At 61.3% G+C, this 19,033-nt stretch carries 16 protein-coding genes; 2 read left to right on the top strand and 14 right to left on the bottom strand.

From position 1 onward, the window contains the following. Window positions 1–30 precede the first annotated feature (30 nt). The 11 genes from NFJ07_RS01630 to NFJ07_RS01580 all read right to left on the bottom strand — a co-directional run bounded on the left by NFJ07_RS01630 (window position 31) and on the right by NFJ07_RS01580 (window position 14,522). Window positions 31–2,763: a helix-turn-helix transcriptional regulator gene (locus NFJ07_RS01630; RefSeq protein WP_269992005.1), complete on the bottom strand. Its 2,733-nt coding sequence runs from the start codon at window positions 2,761–2,763 to the stop codon at window positions 31–33. Window positions 2,764–2,892: 129 nt separating this feature from the next. After that, a complete protein-coding gene (locus tag NFJ07_RS01625) occupies window positions 2,893–4,371 on the bottom strand; it encodes an MFS transporter (protein ID WP_269992003.1) in 1,479 nt (492 codons plus the stop codon). After that, window positions 4,368–4,934 carry a cysteine hydrolase family protein gene (locus NFJ07_RS01620; RefSeq protein ID WP_269992001.1) on the bottom strand — a complete coding sequence of 189 codons (567 nt, stop codon included), beginning with the start codon at window positions 4,932–4,934 and terminating at the stop codon, window positions 4,368–4,370. The genes NFJ07_RS01625 and NFJ07_RS01620 overlap by 4 nt, the downstream gene beginning before the upstream one ends. A gap of 5 nt (window positions 4,935–4,939) precedes the next feature. Next, window positions 4,940–5,389: a MarR family winged helix-turn-helix transcriptional regulator gene (locus NFJ07_RS01615; RefSeq protein ID WP_269992000.1), complete on the bottom strand. Its 450-nt coding sequence runs from the start codon at window positions 5,387–5,389 to the stop codon at window positions 4,940–4,942. Window positions 5,390–5,471: 82 nt separating this feature from the next. Beyond that, window positions 5,472–6,338, bottom strand: a complete 867-nt coding sequence (locus NFJ07_RS01610; protein WP_269991998.1) for a PhzF family phenazine biosynthesis protein — start codon at window positions 6,336–6,338, stop codon at window positions 5,472–5,474. 173 nt (window positions 6,339–6,511) lie between these two features. Then, a complete protein-coding gene (locus NFJ07_RS01605; RefSeq protein ID WP_269991997.1) occupies window positions 6,512–8,041 on the bottom strand; it encodes a purine-cytosine permease family protein in 1,530 nt (509 codons plus the stop codon). Between the two features lie 562 nt (window positions 8,042–8,603). Further along, window positions 8,604–9,590, bottom strand: a complete 987-nt coding sequence (locus NFJ07_RS01600; RefSeq protein WP_269991995.1) for a hypothetical protein — start codon at window positions 9,588–9,590, stop codon at window positions 8,604–8,606. Window positions 9,591–9,770: 180 nt separating this feature from the next. Continuing rightward, entirely contained in the window at window positions 9,771–10,631 is an 861-nt protein-coding gene (locus NFJ07_RS01595) for a hypothetical protein (protein WP_269991993.1), read from the bottom strand. Further along, window positions 10,628–11,656, bottom strand: a complete 1,029-nt coding sequence (locus tag NFJ07_RS01590) for an ATP-binding protein (protein ID WP_269991991.1) — start codon at window positions 11,654–11,656, stop codon at window positions 10,628–10,630. The genes NFJ07_RS01595 and NFJ07_RS01590 overlap by 4 nt, the downstream gene beginning before the upstream one ends. Continuing rightward, window positions 11,647–13,761 carry a Mu transposase C-terminal domain-containing protein gene (locus NFJ07_RS01585; RefSeq protein WP_269991990.1) on the bottom strand — a complete coding sequence of 705 codons (2,115 nt, stop codon included), beginning with the start codon at window positions 13,759–13,761 and terminating at the stop codon, window positions 11,647–11,649. Before NFJ07_RS01585 ends, NFJ07_RS01590 begins: the two co-directional genes overlap by 10 nt. Beyond that, window positions 13,758–14,522, bottom strand: coding sequence for a TnsA-like heteromeric transposase endonuclease subunit (locus NFJ07_RS01580; protein WP_269991989.1), 765 nt, complete (start codon window positions 14,520–14,522; stop codon window positions 13,758–13,760). The genes NFJ07_RS01585 and NFJ07_RS01580 overlap by 4 nt, the downstream gene beginning before the upstream one ends. Window positions 14,523–14,801: 279 nt before the next feature. On the opposite strand from NFJ07_RS01580, the gene NFJ07_RS01575 reads away from it, so the two are divergent. Beyond that, window positions 14,802–15,419 carry a hypothetical protein gene (locus tag NFJ07_RS01575; RefSeq protein ID WP_269991988.1) on the top strand — a complete coding sequence of 206 codons (618 nt, stop codon included), beginning with the start codon at window positions 14,802–14,804 and terminating at the stop codon, window positions 15,417–15,419. After that, the gene (locus NFJ07_RS01570) at window positions 15,416–15,970 is read left to right on the top strand and encodes a hypothetical protein (protein WP_269991987.1); all 555 of its coding nucleotides are present in this window, start codon (window positions 15,416–15,418) and stop codon (window positions 15,968–15,970) included. The genes NFJ07_RS01575 and NFJ07_RS01570 overlap by 4 nt, the downstream gene beginning before the upstream one ends. Before the next feature lie 122 nt (window positions 15,971–16,092). Here NFJ07_RS01570 and NFJ07_RS01565 read toward each other — a convergent pair whose 3' ends face one another. The 3 genes from NFJ07_RS01565 to NFJ07_RS01555 form a co-directional block, all read right to left on the bottom strand. Beyond that, on the bottom strand, window positions 16,093–16,707 hold the full coding sequence (locus tag NFJ07_RS01565; RefSeq protein ID WP_269991986.1) for a hypothetical protein: 615 nt from the start codon (window positions 16,705–16,707) through the stop codon (window positions 16,093–16,095). Window positions 16,708–17,519: 812 nt separating this feature from the next. Continuing rightward, entirely contained in the window at window positions 17,520–18,632 is a 1,113-nt protein-coding gene (locus NFJ07_RS01560) for a mandelate racemase/muconate lactonizing enzyme family protein (protein WP_269991984.1), read from the bottom strand. Window positions 18,633–18,801: 169 nt separating this feature from the next. Further along, complete coding sequence (locus NFJ07_RS01555; protein ID WP_269991982.1) at window positions 18,802–18,966, bottom strand: hypothetical protein; 165 nt, start codon at window positions 18,964–18,966, stop codon at window positions 18,802–18,804. Window positions 18,967–19,033 lie beyond the last annotated feature (67 nt).

Genomic DNA, 19,033 nt, shown 5'->3' with positions numbered 1-19,033 from the left:
GCGCGTGGTAATCCGTCAATTGACGTACATTCAAGGACGTAGATTGCTCGGCTCGGCCGAGAGGGCGTCACGCAAGCCGGCACGCGTCGAGATCCCGAGTTTTGAGAAGGTATGCGAAAGATGAGTGGAAACGGTTCGCGGCGACAGGAAGAGCGATTCGGCGATTTGTTTGTTTGAGAGTCCCGTCGCCGCGAGGTCAGCAACTGCAGATTCCTGCGGGGTTAGCGCGGAGGAGCGCACCCCAGGTGCGCCAAGTGTGCGAAGTTCCCGGTCGGCGCGCAGGGCCCACGCATTGGCACCTAGCTGTAGAAACATCTTCTTCGCTTCGCCGAGTTGCATCTTGGCGGCGGTGCGTTCCCGCCTACGTCGAAGCTGCTCTCCGAACAGCAGCCGGATCCGTGCGCGATCGAACCGCCAGCGCTCCCCGTCGGGGATGGCAAGAGCAGACTCGAACTTTTCCTTCCACTCCGGGCCTTCGTCCAGTAACCCGTGGGCGGCCAAGACGAGGGCACCCAACCGCGAGGAGTGGCCAGCGAGTTCCGTGCTTTCCATGACCCGCAGGTGCATGAGCGCCTGGGTCCTGCGGCCCGATCGCGCGCCTGCTTCAATGAGGTCGAAAGCCGACCAAATGGCGTGTGGGATGTACGCCGGAAGAATGCCTGGCGGGCTGATCGTCGCCGCGTGAGTGAAGGCTTCTTCGAATCGGCCGGCCGGCAAAGCCGTGAGGCACCGGATGTGCGACGAGTAATTCGCGAGGGCGACAAGTCGCCGGGGCGCCGCCCAGATGAGTAAGTCTTCGGCCGTGCTGTGAGCGAGCGTTTCCTCTCCACGAGCCGCCTGAACCAGCGCCAACAGGAACCTGGCCGGTGCAGCGGTCAGCGCATACCCGTGTTCTATCGAGAGATCCATACCTTCTTGGACCGCCAACTCCAGCGCGTCCCAGCTGCCGGTGAAATAGTCGTCATTGGCGAGCAGAAAGAGCGCCTGAATGGCGGGGGTGATTGCTTCCCCTCTGCGCCCGTCTTCGACAACTCGCCAGAGGGCATCGCGCATGCCTCCAAGGGAATCGATGTAGGCTCCAGCGGTGGCGAAACGCACTATGTGCAGCGGATCGGTAACGAATCGAAGACGATCTGTCGCGCGACGAAAACGCTCGATGACTGCTCCCTCCGCGTGAGCGGCATCAACGAAGAGTTCGATCTGAAACCGGAGTACTTCGGGCAGACTGCCTTCGGGTGACTCCTGAGCCAAGAGAGATTGCCAGAAGTCGCCATTGCCCCCGAAAAAGCCGACTAGAACGAGCGTGTATAGAGCTTCGACATAATCACGGCCGTCCGCATCCGGCGCTGAAGTTCCTGCTGATAGAGCGGCAAGCAAGAGTCTGCGTGCGGTTGCAACGTCCCCTTCGCTGTTGAGCAAGTTGTACGTCACAGCAATGACGGTCGCCAGCTGTGGTGGATGCGATTGGTTTCGAAGCGATTCGGCGAGCAGAGCTGGACTTTCACCGATTGCCCCGGCAATCGAAGATCCAAGGTATGCCGCGCGTGCCACTCGGCGCTCACGGTCGCTGACGGAAGGAGTCAATTCCGCAGCCTTTAGCATTGCAGCTGTTGCTCGCGTGCCGTCGCCAATTTCGATGAACCGCTGGGACACGTTCTCGAGAAGCGCCGCAACTTCCTCATCGGGGCCCGTTGCCGCTTGGCCGAGGTGCCAGGCCCGCCGTTCAGGTTCGTCCGCGAAGGCCTCGGCGAGTATTGCGTGCACGCGCCTGCGCTCCTCGTCCGTCGACCGCTCGAACACGGCCGAGCGAATCAGCGGGTGACGAAATTCCCAACGCCCGGAACGGGAGTTGAAATGCACTACGCCTGCGCGCTCCGCGGGGGAGAAGTCTTTGTGGCCAGCACTCGTCGGAATGCATCTTTCGATGGTCATCCTGTTCTCGGCTCCGGCGAGGACCACGAAGAGCAACATTTCACGCGTGTGTAGAGGCAGCGCCGACAGCCGGTCTTCGTAAAGAGATTTCAGCCGGTTCGTGAGCGGCAACATGCTGGGCAACGGCTGCGCACTGGGGTATTTGAGAGCTGCGGGGAGCTCCAGGAGTCCGAGTGGATTGCCAAGCGCTTCACCTTGGATCCGCCGTCGAACGCTTGCGGACAGAGCCGGAAAGCGATCGACGAGCAGAGCGTCCGCGGCATCGTCGTTTAGCGGAGGAACAAGAAGAGCTGGAAAGCCACTGCGGACGAAGACCCTGTCCTCGTCCAGTCGTGCTGCCACAAGGATCTTGGCCGATGCGTCGCGGAGACGGCGGCCAAGGTAGGTCAAAGTCATGGCGGAAAGCAGGTCCATCCACGGAGAGTCATCCACCATCAAGAGCAGGGAGTGCGATTTTGCGGCGGTCATTTGCAGGAGGGAAAGCACCGCGGCACCCGCAACCAGGAGGCCAGGCATCGCCCCGGTCCGAAGGCCGCAAATGATGCCGATCGCTTTCTGGTGGTCCGGGGCGAGCTGGGCGAGAGAGTCGATCAAAGGGAGCAACAGCTGATTGACAGTGCTGTACGGAAGTTCTGCTTCAAACTCGAGGGCCCGCGCGCGAAGCACTCGAGTGCCGTTCAGCGAGGCTCGATCGCCGATGAATTCAAGCAGGGCCGATTTTCCGACTCCGGGATCTCCACTGACGACGAGGAGGGAGTCCCTTCCAGATTCGTTAAGGAAGGCATCTAGCCCCTCAACCTGGACGTCCCGACCCTGCAACTTTGCTTCCATCAACCTGAATCTCCGACGCGCGGTCTTCACCTATGAGGAAAGGCTAAGAGACTAGCTGAAGCGTGACAAGGATGGCGTCCATTTGCTCGTGCTGGACGCCGTCGCGCGAGCGGCGCTGCGCCGTCGGGCTCAATGCTCGGCGGCGACGGCCGGAACGCTGCGGTCAAACACCGTCAGGACGACCATGGATGCACCGATGGCGACCAGAATCCAAGCCAAAGTGTGGAAACCCGCGTCGGTGGCGGACGGTCCGAAAGCGATGCCGATGAGGCTGGAGGATCCGATCGCGCCCAAGTACATTGACGTCCGCAGCAAGCCCGAGGCAACCGCGATCTCCGCAGCAGTCGTTTGCAGGTACAGCGCCGCCTGATTGGCAAAACTGCTAAAACCGTTGGTCAGGCCCAGCAGAAGGGTCATTCCGATCAGCAGCGCGACGCCGGAGCCGTGGTTTGCCAGCAGCATCACCCCCGCGGAGAGGGCCAAAGCGACGCCTGCGAGGATCAACGGCCAACGGACCCAGGCTCGACCCGAGACGACCCGCGCGACGACGATGCTCAGCAGGCTCAGCGGAATCAGAATCAGCCCTACCATCGCCGCGTTCAGCCCCATGCTTTGTTCCATCCACTGGCTGGCCCCGTACATCGAGGCATATGTGGCCAGTGCGGCCAGGATCGAACGCAGGTAGGTACGCTGCAGGGGTCCGTTCCTTCCCAGCATCCGGACGTCGATCAGCGGACTGCGCGCGTGCCGTTCCCGCAACAGCAGCGTCCCCGCCAGCACAACAGCCAGCACGGCAAGCCACCAGGCCGGCGTCGTCAGCGCCGAAAGGAACACCAGCAGCGAGATGATCGCACCAGCGAACAGGCCGATCCCCGGCAGGTCCAGCATTGTGAGCAGGCTGCCCAGGCCTTGCCTTTGAACCGGCGCGTCCTTTGCCACGCCGATCAAAGTGAAGGTGAAGGCCACAAGGGCCAGCGGTATGTTGACTGCGAACAGGGCCCGCCAGCCGAACGAGCCGGCCAGCACTCCACCAAGGGGCAAGCCGACGACGGCGGTCACTTGGGCGGCGATCGAAAAGTTGCCGAGGACGCGGCCCGGTACGCCGATGCCGGACTCGTCGGCTCGCCGGCGGACCAGCGCCATCGCCGTCGGGTAGCACGCTGAAGTCCCAATGCCGATGAGGGCCCGCGAAACGAGCAGCACGCCCAGGTTCGGAGCCAGCACTCCGACGACTCCAGCCAGCAGAAGGACGGCGACGCCGGAGAGGAATACGCGCCTGGGCCCGAAGAGGACCGAGAGTTTCCCCATGGTCGGTTGGGCCACTGCGCTGCATAGATACAGCACGGAGATGAGCCCGGCGGTGGCGCCCGGACTCGAGCGAAAGTCAGCCCCGATGCCCACCAGCGCGGTGGCGATCATCGAGCTGTTGATCGGGTTCAGGGTGGAGCCAAGCAGCAGCGGTGCTGTGAATCTCCAGCCCAGCGGGTTCGAGGGCTGATTTCTTTGCTCGGAAGCCGGAGCGCCGGCCGCGTTCCGCGGGGGAGTCAGCCCTCGGTTGCCCGTGCCAGCTGACGGACTCGATGGTAGGGCGGCGTCCCGCGCGGTCACGACCGGGTGGCTTCGAGCACGTCCAGGATTTCTTGCGTCGTTCCGGTCTCGCCCAGTCGGGGAAAAATCCTCGTGACGGAGTTTTCGTGGGCGGTCAAATTCAAATCGGTCATCGCGTCGAGGGCGAGGGTGACATTGAGGCAGGCTTCGTGGGCGCTCCGCGCGGTGGATTCCACCCCGATGCTGGTGGCGACACCGGTCAGCACCACCTGGGTTACACCAAGGTCTTCCAGGAGTGCGCCAAGGCCCGTGTTGGTGAAGGCTCCCCACGTCTTCTTCGTCACAAGGTGATCGCTTGGTTGCGGGTTCAGTTCAGGCAGCAGTTCGGCGAAATCGGCGGGGAACGCCCTTCCCGAGCCGCTGCTTTGATCTGTCCGGCCCGGAGCACCGCCGGTGACGTTGACCAGCACCACGGGCAGTCCGTAGCTACGGAATGCATCCGCCAGTGCCGCGGAATTCCGCACGATTGGCTCGAGTGGATGAGCTTTCGGGGCGGCAACTATTCCCTGCTGAAGGTCAACAATGATCAGGGCGGTCTGCGGGTCCAACGTGGTGATGGTCATGTGTATCACGGCTCCAAAAGGCGTTTGAGTAGGTGAATGGTGCCGGGCAACCGTTCCCGCTCGTCCGGCGTGAGTTTGGACTGGATGGTGCGGTAAAGCCAATCAGCCTTGGCAGCTCGGCTAGCGCTGATGCTCTCCCGGGCTTCAGTTGTGAGGGACAGGATCCTCTGACGGCCATCGGCCGGATCAGGGCCGCTCTCAACAAGTCCTGCGCTCGAAAGGGCGGAGATGATGGCTCCCATGGACTGGGGCCGCATTCCCTCCGCGCGGGCCAGCGCTGACAACGTGGCCCGGCCGTCGCGCTCCAAGTGGATCAACACAGCCTTTTGCGCATTCGTCAGGTTGTCCACTTGGGACTGCTCACGCAGCCGCCGAGTCAACTGGCCAATAAGGACACGAAGCTCGGCGGCAGCTTCGAGCATGCCCGCCGCGTCTGCATCCGGGTGAGGGTTCATGACGACGACGCTACCAGATAGTAAGGCAAACTGAAAAGGTTGCCTTACTATCTATATTTGCCGGGCCTAGACAGGTGGCGGGTTACGAGGGTTCAGCAATCTCCACGGCTTCACCGCTCACGACAATCCCGCCCAGCGGAGGAATGTCGACAGTAAGGACACTTGCGCGGCCGACGTGGCTACCTTGATGGACAATGACCCGGCTTGGCGTCTCCACGAGCGAAAGCAACCTGAGGTATGCGCCGAAGGCCGCGGCAGCCGAACCCGTCGCCGGATCTTCAGTGATGGTTCCCACAGGGAAAAGGTTGCGAGAGTCGAACTCGCCGGTACCGATCTCGCAGAGCGTCGTTACGGTGCCGGCCCAACCCTGGGCATCCATCAGCGCACGCATGGCATCCGGGTCGAAAACGAACGAGTCAAAGGTCTTCCGTTCGGCGAAGACAAGAATGGGGTGCCAGTTTCCGGCAAAAGCAACCATCGGAGGGTAGCCCGGGTGCAGTTCGCTTTGGCCCACGCCGAGCAATCCGAGCAGGGAGTCCAGAACACCGTCCGCGAACTCGGCAACTCGGGGCTCCACGCTCGTGAAGCTTGCCGTAACCGTAGCGCCGCGACCTGCAGTCTCAATCACAACGGGCCCTACCTCCGTATCGAACACAAAGGTTCCCGCACCATCACGCCCTGACAGCGCGACAGCCAAAGCGATAGTGGCATGGCCGCAAAACGGCACCTCGGCGATGGGGGAGAAGTACCGCACACGGTTTCGGCGGGCGTCCCCGTCAACACCCTTCTCGGTGACAAAGACCGTTTCCGCGTAACCGATGTCAGCAGCGATGGCCTGCATCCCGGCGTCGTCGAGGCTGCTTGCGTCGAGGACGACGCCCGCCGGATTTCCGCCGTCGGGCGTGACGGTAAAGGCGGCATAGCGGAGTACATCCGGTGTCTGTTCCATCCGGTTATCGTCGCACGGAGTCGCCGTCATGATCGAACAGCGATGGAACGGACTGGGCAGTATTTAGCGTTCGACGGCGGGGGTGGACCATGCCACTTCTCGAGACCGATACCGGGGACTACCCGATCGCGGAGTCGGGGGGTCGTTCGAGCCCCCCCATGACTCCGCTCCGATCAGTGCTTGTCATGCAGGAGCAGTCCCTCGGCGTCCACCATCCGCCGTTCCTTGTCGAGGTCGAGGCTGCGGCACAGCACGAAGTAAAGGATGCCGGCGACGGGCAGCCCGACGAAGATCGAGTAGTCGACGCTGCCCAGCCCCTGGGCGATCGAGCCCACGAACGGAGCCGTGACCATGAACGGGATCATGGCGGCGATGCCGACGACGTATGCAGTGGTGCCGCGCCAGCCCCATCGACCGTAGATACCGCCGGGGTTGAAGATCTCGCCAATGACGTACTTGCCCTTACGCACGAAGAAGAAGTCGACAAGGTTGATGGCGGTCCACGGCGTGAAGACGTAGGCGATGAAGATCAACACATTGCCGTAGAAGGCGTTGAACCCGTCGATCCCGACCACCTGCGAGATGACGAACACCAGCACGAACATCAGCCCAATCGTGATGGCCCGAAGCTTCAGGGTCGGCTTGACAGGCCGGAACGAGTCCAGGATCGAGATCATCGTGAGGCTGCCGCCGTACTGGTTGATGCCCATGACTGAGAGCAGGCCGACGAGCAGGGCTGCGATCACGATCCAGCCGAAGACGGGGCCGCCAAAGTTCACCGCGGCGGCAAGGAATCCGGTCACCGGATCGGCGTCGGGCGATGCGGCCGCCATGATTGCACCGAGCACAAACACCCAGATACCGGAGATCGCGCTCGGCAGGTAGGTCCACCAGAAGCTCGCCTTGACGCCGATCGACGAGGGAAGGTAGCGGGAGTAGTCAGACACGTAGGGCGCCCAGCCGAGCTGGAATCCGGCCATAATGACGAAGACTGTCATGAACGCCGGGCCGTTAAAAGCACCGAGTTCGAAGGCGCCGATCGGGAGCGCACCATTGGTCAATGCGGCCACGGTCAGGGTGCCCATGAGACCGATCAGCGGAAAGGTCAGCCACTTGTTCACCCTGTGGATCCAGTCGTAGCCGAAGAGGGCAAGCATGGCAGCAAGGACGGCGGCGACCGTGTAACCGATCCGAGGCGGCACCGCGAAAAGCAGATTCGTCGCAGAGCCGGACAGCAGCGCGTCGCTCGTGTTGAAGGTGACGTAGTTGACCAAGGCAGCGATGAAGACCGTGATGGCTGCACCGATGTATCCGAACTGAGGACGCGACTGCACTAGTTGCGGTAGCCCAAGCTGGGGGCCTTGCGCGCTGTGGAAGGCCATGAAGAACGTGCCGAAGAGAGAGCCGAGCACGGTTGCTATGATCGTCCACATCAATCCGGCTCCCACTGCAAGCGCAGCTGTTCCCGTCGCCATCGCGGTCAGGTTGATGTTTCCGACGAACCAGATGGCCCCGACTCCGCGCAGCTTACCGTGCCGCTCATTGTTCGGGACCCAATCAATCGACCTCTTTTCCATTCCTCTCGCGACCCGGGGAGCTGTCGACGTCGCCTCAGGCAGGGGGAGAGGGGCGACACTGCCCGGTAGCGGCTTCACCGGGACCGGAGCGCCTGACGGTGGACCTTGGTTAGCGGTTTGGCTCATGTTAGGGGCCTTTCTAGAGAAACAGAGGTTCCTGCGCGGAGACGTATAGTCCTGGCGGGCATGAGGGAGGGGTTCCGGCCTGGACCGTTCAATCGCAAACACTGCATTGAGATGTGCATCACAAAATGAATAGGGTTCATTTATTATGAACTCGAGACCTTCGGAGCGCAAGCAAAAACGAGAACCATTCGTTTAAATTTCGCTCCAACCGACACTGGAGGCGCTCACCGTTGACCATGAGGCACCCCTTGTCGCCATGGCGCGCCACAGGGGTCTGTTTCTTCGGGCGAAACGACATTACGTCGGCGCATCCAACGCCTCAGTCTCAAGCCTCCAGGTCGTGGATCGCTGCGGCCAAAAACGGACATTGCCGCAGGTCAGAGCAGTTTTCGGCGGGACGGCGCTGTCCCGTCTCAAATAAGTTGAACCACGTCGCCCAGGAAATGCGCGGTTGGGTCAACTCAAGTGAGACACGTTTCCCCTGCTTTGTCTCACTTGAGTTGACCCAAATCGTTTAATCCCGACCTGCGCGGTATCGACGCTCATCGACGCATTCTCGGACTCAGTCCCCGCGAACGCTTTCTGGTTTCTCCCAGCCTTCGCCGGCCGGCAGTGGGACGAGCTTCCTGGCAGCGTCGTTCTTCCGGTTGCTCCCCAGTCCGACTCTGAGTTGTTCAAGCCGCCTGTGGCCGGCCAAGACACCCACATCCTCTGGCTGCAGATGGGCCATGTCGAAAACCGCGACGCGGCGAAGAGACGGTGCAGTCAGCAGGGGCGACAGATCGGTGAGCCCCTTCATGGTTTCGAGCCAAACTGTCTCCAGCTTGGAAAGGCGCGTGAGATCAGGAAGTTGTGTGACCTGCTTCAGGGACTGGAGGAAGAGGTAGCGGAGATGCTTCAGTTCGGCGACAGGCGAGAGATCACTTAGGCCTCTGACCATCCATAGTTCTAGATAGTCAAGCCGCCCGATGGTGGGGAGGAGGGCGAGATCGCGCGTGCCACCGAGCTTGAGGTCTAGCGCTCGTAGTTGCGCAAGAGGCTGAAGGATTGACAGGTCGGGCAAAGTGATTGATCGGAGGGTGATGCTCCGCAAGGTCCGAAGCCCGGAGATAGTATCGATGTCTTTCGTCTGGCCCTCGAGGTAGAGCCGTTGGAGGCTGGTGAAGCGCCCCAAAGGTTTGAGTGAAAGTTTCTTTTTCGTCTGTCCGAGTCCGATCATCGTGGCCGACGACGGGAGGTAACCAAGACCTTCGATTGACTCGAGTGAGTGGTAGAGCGCATCAGCCGAGAACTTGTCAAGGTTCGGGAAGAACCTGAGGAAGTCTAGGTCGCGGATGGAACCGTCGCTGGAACTGTATGCTCGAAGGCTGACCGAGGGATATTGTGCAATCCACTCTGCAAGCACCCTGTAGTCGGTTTCGGTGAGTGCCCGGCGGAACTGTACTACTCGACAGCGCGGGTCAAGTGGGCGCAGCATATCTCCCGTGAGCGGGGACTCGACGTCTCGTATGAGCGGATAATCCCTGCCCAGGGCCAGCGTTTCAGCCACCTTTCCCCCTATCTATCGGTAGCCCAATGTTCCTTGGAAACCTTCGAAGTGGACTTGTTTGTCTATCTTTTGAAGATCACGGATCCCATAGTGCCAGAAGCTGGTACGGCGCCGCGGCCAGGCTTTCTGTTAAACACGGATCGGGCGGCGTACCGTGGTGGTGCCTCTTCATGGCGCAGGTCATCGAGGGGCAGACGGACGAATCGTGTCTGACCCTCGAAATCCTGGGAGCCAGTCTTCGGTCATCCAGTGGCGAAGCGGGTCGGAGGCTCCGCGCGGGTGCCATCCGTCGGTGATTTCAGCGCTGATCCGGTCCAGGAAGAGATCGGGGCGGCGTGAGTGTGCGATTTCAGCCCAGTGGGGCGAAGCCATGGCCGCGGTGAGGTTGACGATGGACGGGTAGAGCGAGGCTGCCACGATTGCGTGACTGTTGGCATGCCGCGGCTGTTTGGCTGCCAAGGCGTCGTATGTGTCCGTGGCGGCAGTGAAGTGGTGGAACCGGTCGTACCAGCGCCAGTTGATGACAGAGGCGATATGGAAGGCTTTGCGGACTCCGGAGCGTCCGTGCCGTGTGATGAGGTTTTTGTGATGGTGCCAGGCCGTGGTGATCTCGGGGGTATCGCGGATGGACAACTGGTCGGTGACCCCTGTGACACCGTCTCCAAGCCAGAGGCGATGGCGCGGGCAGATGACCTGTTCGTGGGTGCTGTAGATCTGCACGAAGCGGCCGGCGCCGCGGGCAAGGGTGCAGCGGTTGCAGGCGACGGTGTGGGTTGTGCGGGTGGGACGTCCGGCTAGTTTCCACCTCAGTGATGGATCCAGGTCGGGCTGGACAAACTGTGGCATCGCCAGCTCCAGTACGTCCGGGTCGCAGTTCGTCCATGCCGCAAGGCTTTCGATCCATGGGCGTCGGTTGCGCTTCAAGAGGGTTCTGAGCTGACCGGGCCGGAGGATGTTGGCGGTTTCGAGCCGCCAGATGAAGGAGGGCGTGGTCTCGTCCTTGTAAGGATGGACGGGGCGGGGTAGTGGTCGGGGTGTCATCGTGCGGACGGGGTGGTCGTGGCGGGTCGGGGTGCTAGGGATTCGGCTGCGTGGTCGATGCTCGTCTCGTTGAGTAGTTCGCGGTCTATCTTCTCGGTGCCGGTGAGGATGGCCATGATGGCGGCTTGGCGGATCAGGTGGGAGAGGCTGCTGATGCTGCCGCCGGTGCGGTAGTGCAGATGCTGGGCTTGGGCGGTGAGGGTGCCGGGTTCGTGGTGGTGCAGGCGCAGGCCGTTTTCGAGGGTGGCGACCAGGGCCTGCCATTCATCGGTGAACGGGAACGGGCCGGTGGTCTTGAGAACGGAGCGGGCGGAGATCTGCCGTCCGCGGAGACCGGTGAACAGTCCGGAGTTTTCGACGTTGATGCCGGCGTAGACGAAGGTGGCAGGCATGTGTTCGGTGAAGTATTTGAGGTGGTCGGACATGTCTTCCCCGGCGCTGGTGGCCAGGTTCAGGTTGTGGATCTCGTCCACGATCACGAGGTCTGTCTTGGCGTCCGTGAGGACCTGGCAGACGGCGTCGGCGATGTCGGTGACGTTCTGGCGGGGGCGTTGGGGCAGTCCGAGGAAGTTGGCGAATTCGCTGGCCAGTTTCCGCGGGGAGCCTTTCGGCGGGGTGGTGATGTAGACGACAGGGATGCGGTCCTGTCTGGGGTATTTGCGCCGGATGAGCAGCTCGTGAGTTTTGCCCAGGAGTTTGATAGCCGTGGTTTTGCCGGAGGCCCAGGGGCCGGAGACGACCAGTCCGCGCCGGGCGCTGATTTCACGCTGGTTAAGCATCATCAACAGCCGCCCCTGGTTGGTGATGGAGCGCACGGTTGAGGTTTCCACGATCACCAGTTCGGAGTGGTAGCTGATCCGCTGCTCGTCGTAGCGTTCCCGCGCAGCAGCATTCATAGCCGCCCGGGTTGCGGGATCGGGCGGGTCGATCGTGGGCGCGACGGAGGTAACGAAACTCCGCCATCCCTGCAGTGTGGTGGTCGGCGCCCGGCTGGCGCTGGGGACTTCTGCTGCTTCTACCACCATTCGTCGGCCCTTTCCTGGGGGTTATAGATTCTCAGCGGAATGATCTTGGCCAGCTTTTCGGGCCGGTCCGACTGTTCGTCTGGCGCCTTGGAGGACTCTGTTTCAAGACCGGGGGCCGTGCCGGTGCGGGATTGTGTAGCCTCGGGGGCGGGCACGGGCCGAGAAGGCGCTTCGACTGCCCTGCTCCGGGCGATGGCGCGGCGCACCTTCTTGGCTGTCTTGTGGGACTTCGGGGCTTCGGGAGATGCGCGGTCAAGAAGATTGTCGACCGCGGCCTTGATCGTTGCCTCGGACGGACTATCGGTCCCGCGCCCGGCAACCATTTGCCGTCCGAGCTCCCAGATCGTGTCGCCGAACGGCTGCGGACTGGCGTGGAGTTGCCGCCAAAACGCGGTGATCCAGCCACCGCCATGGTGGTTGCGGACCCAAACGCGGGTGACGTCGTAGGGGTCGTAGCGGATTTCCCAGAGCTGTCTAAGTGCCTTCATACCGGACTCCTGACCCCGGTAGGGATTGAGCTCTGCGCTGTCGTAGATCCGGTGGCGGATCTTGACACCGTAGCTGTTGATGACCCGTGTCACGGCTGGGAGCAGCTGGATATAGTGCTCCGCGTCCAATGGGACCGGCACGTAACCGGCGACATTGAGCAGGGCAGCGTATTTTTCATTCGGGCTGAGGATTCTGCCCGGGGTCAGCGGGTCGCGCAGCCCTTCGTGGGGCCGGTTTTGCCATGCGGTGATGATCCATTCGTCCAGGAGGTCCTGCAGCTCGAGCAGGGAGAAAACGGCCTGGAGGTCGGCGTTCTTGCCGCGGCGTTCAACGGAGGAACCAAGGTATCCGGTGACGTACTGGGCAAACAGCGTCCCCACGGATTGCAGGGTCCGCTCCACGATCGGTTTGTCCGTAGGGGTGTCGGGGTGGGCCGGTTGGAAGCTGATACCCAGACTTCTGCAGGCGTTCTTGAAGGTGTGGGATATGTAGGCCTTGCCGTGGTCGCAGACGATGGTTTCGGGCATGATGATCGGCTTCGCTGCCGCGTTTTGCAACCTGGCATCGATGGAGCGCATGGCCTGGTAGGGGAGTGCCGAGGCGGCCATGGACACCGCCTCGGACCAACCGGGCCGCATCGTTTCCGGGGTGACGCAGCGGGCCAGCAGCAAGGCAGCGTCGACCGCCTTCGTGGATGGTCTCAGCACGGCGGCGGGTATGCTGCGGGTGGCCACGTCGACGAGTGCGGTGAGCTCAACGCGGCCGGTAATTCCGTCCTCGAACTCGACGGCGATGTCCAAGGGAGTGGAATCGATCTGCATCAGTTCACCGGGACGGACGGGGTGGACGGCTCCGAACGGTCCATCGGGTTGCTGGGACAGCGTTCGTCGGGTGCGTGCCGAGCCGGTGGCATGGCGGCCCTGCGCCAGTTTCTTGACCAGGCGGTGGAAGGTTGCCCGGGACGGGATTTCCACGTCGCTCCCGTGTTCAGCCTGAACGTGCTTTTCCACATCCCGCCGGATCCGGTCCATGGACCCGGAGGACTGGTCCGTGTTGTGTTGCAGCACGATGGTGAGTGCATCGATGAAGCGTTGGTCCACCTGTCCGGCAGTCGGTGTCCGGCGGACGAGGCGCTGATCAACCAGGCCAACGATGCCCTGGGTTTCATAGGCGCGGGTCAGCCGCTTGAGGGTGCTGAGGCTTAGAGGATTTCCCGTCTCCTGGAGTTCGGCTTCCTTGGCCAGCAGCCGTTGCCGCAGAGATCGCGAGGTCACGTCGTAGTCCCGGCGGGGCCGGGTCCCTGGCTCGGATCCGGCTGAAACGCCGTCGAGGACCTCCGTGATGTGGTTCTCCAACCAGTGAGCCCGATCCTTGGCCGGGGCGCGCAGAGCCCCGAAGATCTTGGATTCGCCGAGACCTCTGCGGCGAATCCCGTCAACGCCGATCAGCTTGAATGACTTGTCGGTAAGGAGCGTCGTCATCAGGACGTTCAGTGGTGTTTCCTGGCCGGCCCTGAGTTCCGCGACCTCTCCGTTCAAGGCGGCGAAAACGTAATCTTTGCCGTCGAATTCGACCCGATCTCCGAGGCGGAGCATTCCCGTCTTGTGTGTCGTCACAGCTTTGCTTTCATAGTCACTTCGGAGTCCTGCCCGAGCGTCCGGGTGCTCAGCTCCGTGGTGAACGTGCCGGTCCAGAGCAGATGAAACAGAGTCGGCAACACGGTCACAGGGTGGCCGACGGCAGCGGTCAAGTGGTCGATTGTCCTCGGACCGTTGTACAGGCATTCCTGCATCGCCTGGGCATGGGCAGGATCCAGGCAACGCGGATGTCTGTAGCCAGACAACCAACGAAGGTTGGCAACGAAGGCCCGGGGGAGTCCGCCGACTCTTGTGTAGCCCCAGCCGACTGAGGCGCAAGCGGACTCCGTGGCCGTGAACACCTCCTGATCACGCTCACGAATGCGCTCATCCGGGCGCACATCAACGACGAGGCCAGTGCCATCACTCAGCCGTGCGAAGTAATCCGGTATGTGCCAGCGGTGCCCGCCGTCGAGCTCAAAATCGAGGCGGAATGGTTGTGAGGCGATGCCCACAACGGCGGGATCGAAGTCAAGGGCAAGTAGATGGTCCCGTTCCAACCAGGACTCGTAGCCAACCAGGCGGGCATTGGTGGCGCACCAGAGCAGACCGGTGAAATTGCGCTGTCCTTTGAAAGAAGGGAACACTCGGGCAGGCGAATAATCCTGGAACGGCAACCACCACGCCGCGTCAAGCGGTTGAGTCGTCAAGGAATCGGATTCGTACTCGCGCGCCGAGACATGGCACACGCTGGAAACGTAGCCCAAATCCTGCCTGACCGCTGACGAAGAAGCCGTCATGGGCCAACTGTAATGAGACAGAAACCACTAATGGCTCAACTGTAGTGAGACACGCCGAATAGATGGACTGACTGTGGTGAGACAGATTCATCTAATGGTCCATCTGTAGTGAGACTGGGCAACGTTAGATGAGACAGGACAGGCGCGAAGATCCCGCACGCGACATTGGGGGATGGGCGATCATGCAGCAGATGCAATAATCACGACTTTACTTTACATAATGTAGATTATCGGCGTTAAAAGTACGGGAGTAGAAGTGGTTGCGAGAACTCCTGTCCCATGACGAATCCGGCGTTTCCGCAGGTCACCATCGTTCCGCACCGCCGAGGCACCAGCCCAAGACTCGCCAAGCCCGGACAAGACCAAGCGCTCAAACAAGTCATCCACGACAACGGACTAGAAACACGCGACCGGGCCGCCGCGATCCTCATCCTCGTCTTCGGACAACAGGCTGAAAAAATCGCACGGCTGACCTGGGACGACGTCGCAGTCACCGACGAACTAGTCACCATTCAACTCGGAACCATCAAGATCTCGTTACCGGACCCGTTAGCCCAGCCATGGCGGGAGCTCGCCGCAAATCCGGGCCACGACCTCACCGCAGCACACCCGAACACCAAGTGGGTATTCCGCGGAGCATCACCCGGGCGTCACATCAATCCAAGCCACCTCACAACCCGCCTCAGTAAGCTTTTCAGCACCCGCGCCGCACGCCTGGGAACCCTCCCCGAACTCACCAAACTCGCACCAGTGGCCATTATCGCCGAAACCCTCGGCTACTCCCCCACAACCATCGAACGCCACGCCACCGACTTGGCCGCCGCCTACGCGCAATACATCGCGGCAGCCAGAGCGGCTCGCCGCCTTGGTCCGCCAGTGGCAGACTCTCACGCATGAGAAAAGATAGCCACGTCGTTCCATTCGATCTCGACGGCGGCTGGCCCATGGCCTTATCTGGTCAGTCTGTGATTGCTTGTGAGGCCGGAATCACGCTCGGATCCGTTGACCTCTGTGACGAGACTTGGCAAGTGTTGCAGGGGCGCGGCCTGGTCAGCCTTCGCGTAGACGAACATCCCGAGTCTTATGCATGGACGGTCACACACCCCGATGGCCGTAGTGAAACTCGAAACTTCGTCATTCCAACGACTCCGGTCGAAATACCCGACACGGCACTTCAAGACCAACGGTCTTTGACCGAGTGGGTGATGGACAGGCACGGCGATCTAGGTCGGCTTTTGATTTGGGATCACGTCGCAGACTGGTGGATCGTCAATGAACCGGATCTTGAGCTAACCCTGATCTGTTCAAAGCGATCCCAGTTTCAAGGCGAGTTCGATCAATGGGCCACAAGACCGTTCGCGTGGGTAAATGACGCGTTCTGGACCAACGAAGGAATCCGCACCGCGGTGGTCCTCTCTCGGAAATACTCGCTCGGTTGGAAACGGTAGCCAATCAACACCAACGTGGCTTGGTCCAAGGATGTTTGCGCTACGGGATCAGTCGCCTGAAGTTCGCGCCTTCATTTGCGAAGCTGCCGCTGCAGGCACTTCGACACCTGCGCATGCCAGTCTCAATCCCGGTCGGAAGACAGCGACCGGTGGCCAAAATACGATGGTAGACGAGCGAGAAATTCCTGAAGGGCCGGACCCAAGGAACGAGCGAGAAAATCCGCCCAGATTGCCGCATCACGTTCGTCGTAGTATGCGAACCAGACATCGCTTGAGTCGACCGTGGCTGTAGTCGGTGCAAAAGATCGGAGGTAGTGCTCCCGCACGTTAGCAGGGAGTTGGAATAGGAACTGCTCATCTGGATCCGGTAACGAGACGGCGACCCGGCTAATAATGTCGAGTGCCTCTCGCCGCCTGAGCTCATCAAGAAGGGACCACACGCGGGCCCGATTGAAGCCGGTTGCGCGCCTGGGCGTCTTTGATTGCTCAAACTCGACTACAAAACGGTTGCCTGCGCGAGGATCCCAGCCGCTTTGGCTGCATTGCACAGCAATGATGAGATGATGATCAGCCAAGGGCCGGGTCCAGCCGTTGCTGCCGAGCCGCTTGAACCCCTCGTCCTTCAACCAGGCTCCGAGACCCGCGCGAAGAACGTCAACCAAGTCACGCGATTTGAAGGTGTCTGCACGGGGCGCACGACGAACCAACTCGCCTTGACTCGCTCTTTTGAATCTCACGATGTAACGATACGGCGCCGGACGGTTTTCCGGCCAGCACGGCCGTTAGGAACCGGGCGGATCCGCCGCGGACCTGTCACTCCGATACTGCAGTACTCCCGGCCCATGAATACCCGCGCATGCCAGTTAAAGTACGGGAGTAGAAGTGGTTGCGAGAACTCCTGTGGATTCATAACTGTCCTTTTCCATCTAAGGTGTCGCAGGTCCACCTAATTTGACGCATTGTCCGTCGCTCCGGTCCGGTCGACCGCCTCATACAAGGGTCAGCGTAATTTCTCCGGCGAATGGTGGTGCTCAACCAACGGACGGATGGTTCCGTATGAATCGTGGCTTGAACGCGACCATCTGATGAGCATGGACCGCGCCCCGAAAATCATCGGCATCGCCTCCCAGCCGTTCAGGATCGATTTCAAGCTCGCGAAATCTTTGAGGCGACCGGTTCCCTCTGCGGTGGACTTGGTTGGAGGTACAAGCGTGTGGGTGGACTCCCCCGTGTCTATCTGGCAAATCTGAGATGGCTCTCGGGCTACCGACACGACGTGTCTGCTTAACCCCGCCCGTTCGTCGTCGGGAGATACTCGAATCTTGACGCGACTGGAGTTCTGGCGGGATTACGGTTCGGGACCGTTATGGACCGAGGAAGGCAAGCCTGTCGATTTGGAATCGCTCGCAAAGGCGGTGGCTTTAGTGCGGGCTACTCCCGTCCCACGAATACCCGTGCATGCCGGTTATCGATGTTCGGGACCATCTCGAAATTCCGTTTCGTGAGATGCCCCTCGTATGTCCGTTTTCGTGATGCTCCTTTGCGCCGTTCACGCTGAAACCTCGCACTCGCTCACCGTGAGTTCTGCCAGCACATCCACGTCCACGTCAACGCCAAGCCCTGGTTTTTCTGTGATCTGGACCTCTGGAATGTCGTACTGCAAATCGCCCGGCTCTTTAGCGAACCTCATCGGGCCGGACAGCTCCGTCGAAACGATATTCGGATGGCTCAGCGCCAGATGGAAGCCCGCGGAGGAGGCAATGCTTGTCTCCAGCATCGAACCGATCTGGACCTTGAGTCCCCCGAGTTCCGCTTGCGTTGCCAGCCGATGGCACGGCGTGATGCCGCCGCTCTTCATCAGCTTGAGGTTGACCATATCCACGGAACGGTCCCGGACGAAGTGCGCAAGATCGTGGGCATCCACCACCGCCTCGTCGGCCATCAGCCTCATCCCCGTGTTCTGCCGCACCAGGAGGAAGCCATCAATATCATCGGCAAGGATCGGCTGTTCCACCCAGTCAACGTCAAACGGTTCCAACGCCTTGATCATGGTGCGTGCCATGGCTGGGTCCGCCCAGCCTTGGTTGGCATCAACACGGATTCTCAGGTCGTTCCCGATGGCAGCCCGCACGGCCCGCACCCGCTCGATGTCCTGCCCGTCTCCCCCACCGAGCTTCATCTTGAGGTGGCGGTAGCCCTCGTGCTTGGCGTGGATTGCCTGCTCGGCGAGAACTTCCGGGGCCAGAATGCTCATGACGCGAGCGATGGTTGGCTGTTCGGGCCGGCGCCCACCCAGCAATGAGTAAATGGGACGCCCCGCGGCTTTGCCGGCAAGATCCCAACAGGCGATGTCGATTGCCGCTTTGGCGGCGCCACAGCCCTTGAGGGCTGCGTTGAGGCGCTGGTGAATGGCGGTGATGTCCCGCGGATCCAGACCAAGAACTGCAGGCAGCAGTTCTGTTTTGAGGGCTTCGACGGCGCCGGTCGGTGTCTCGCCGGTGATATGTCCGTCAGGCACGCTCTCGCCGTAGCCAACCAGCCCGTCATCGGTCTCCAAGGTGAGGATGACGCTGGGCATCGACGCGTAAGACGCGTAGGAGACCACAAAGGGCTCCAGCAACGGAACATCGATCAGAGTGATGGTGGCGCGAGAGATCTTCATGGGTGGCTCCTATCCACTAGTAAAAAATGCACAGCCAAACGCTCCTGTTTGACGAGGTCACGCGGAGCGGAGGGCCAGGATGCAGAGCTGGAGTGTGGCAGCAAAACGTATCTTTGGAGCGTCCAGGAAAGTCCGCCCACCCGGGCAAGGCGACGAAGCCGATAATGTCTCACGAGTAACTGAGCTGAAGTAACCACGTTGCTCTGACCGGGTGCCCTGCAAGACCGTGGATCTTGAGGAATGACGCCGTGACCAGAATCCAGAGTGAAACAACAACGCGCACAAGCCTTCGCGCCGCGTAGCCGGTCCATGGGCTATCGGTATTGACCGCCATGAAATCATGGTGGCACGAACATGAACCCCGACTGGGACATCCAAAAATTCCCCCGGCTCCGGGTCAA

The organism is Arthrobacter sp. B2a2-09, assembly GCF_027587375.1.
In the GTDB taxonomy this organism is placed as follows: Bacteria; Actinomycetota; Actinomycetes; order Actinomycetales; family Micrococcaceae; genus Arthrobacter.
This window is presented reverse-complemented; position numbering and strand designations above follow the sequence as displayed.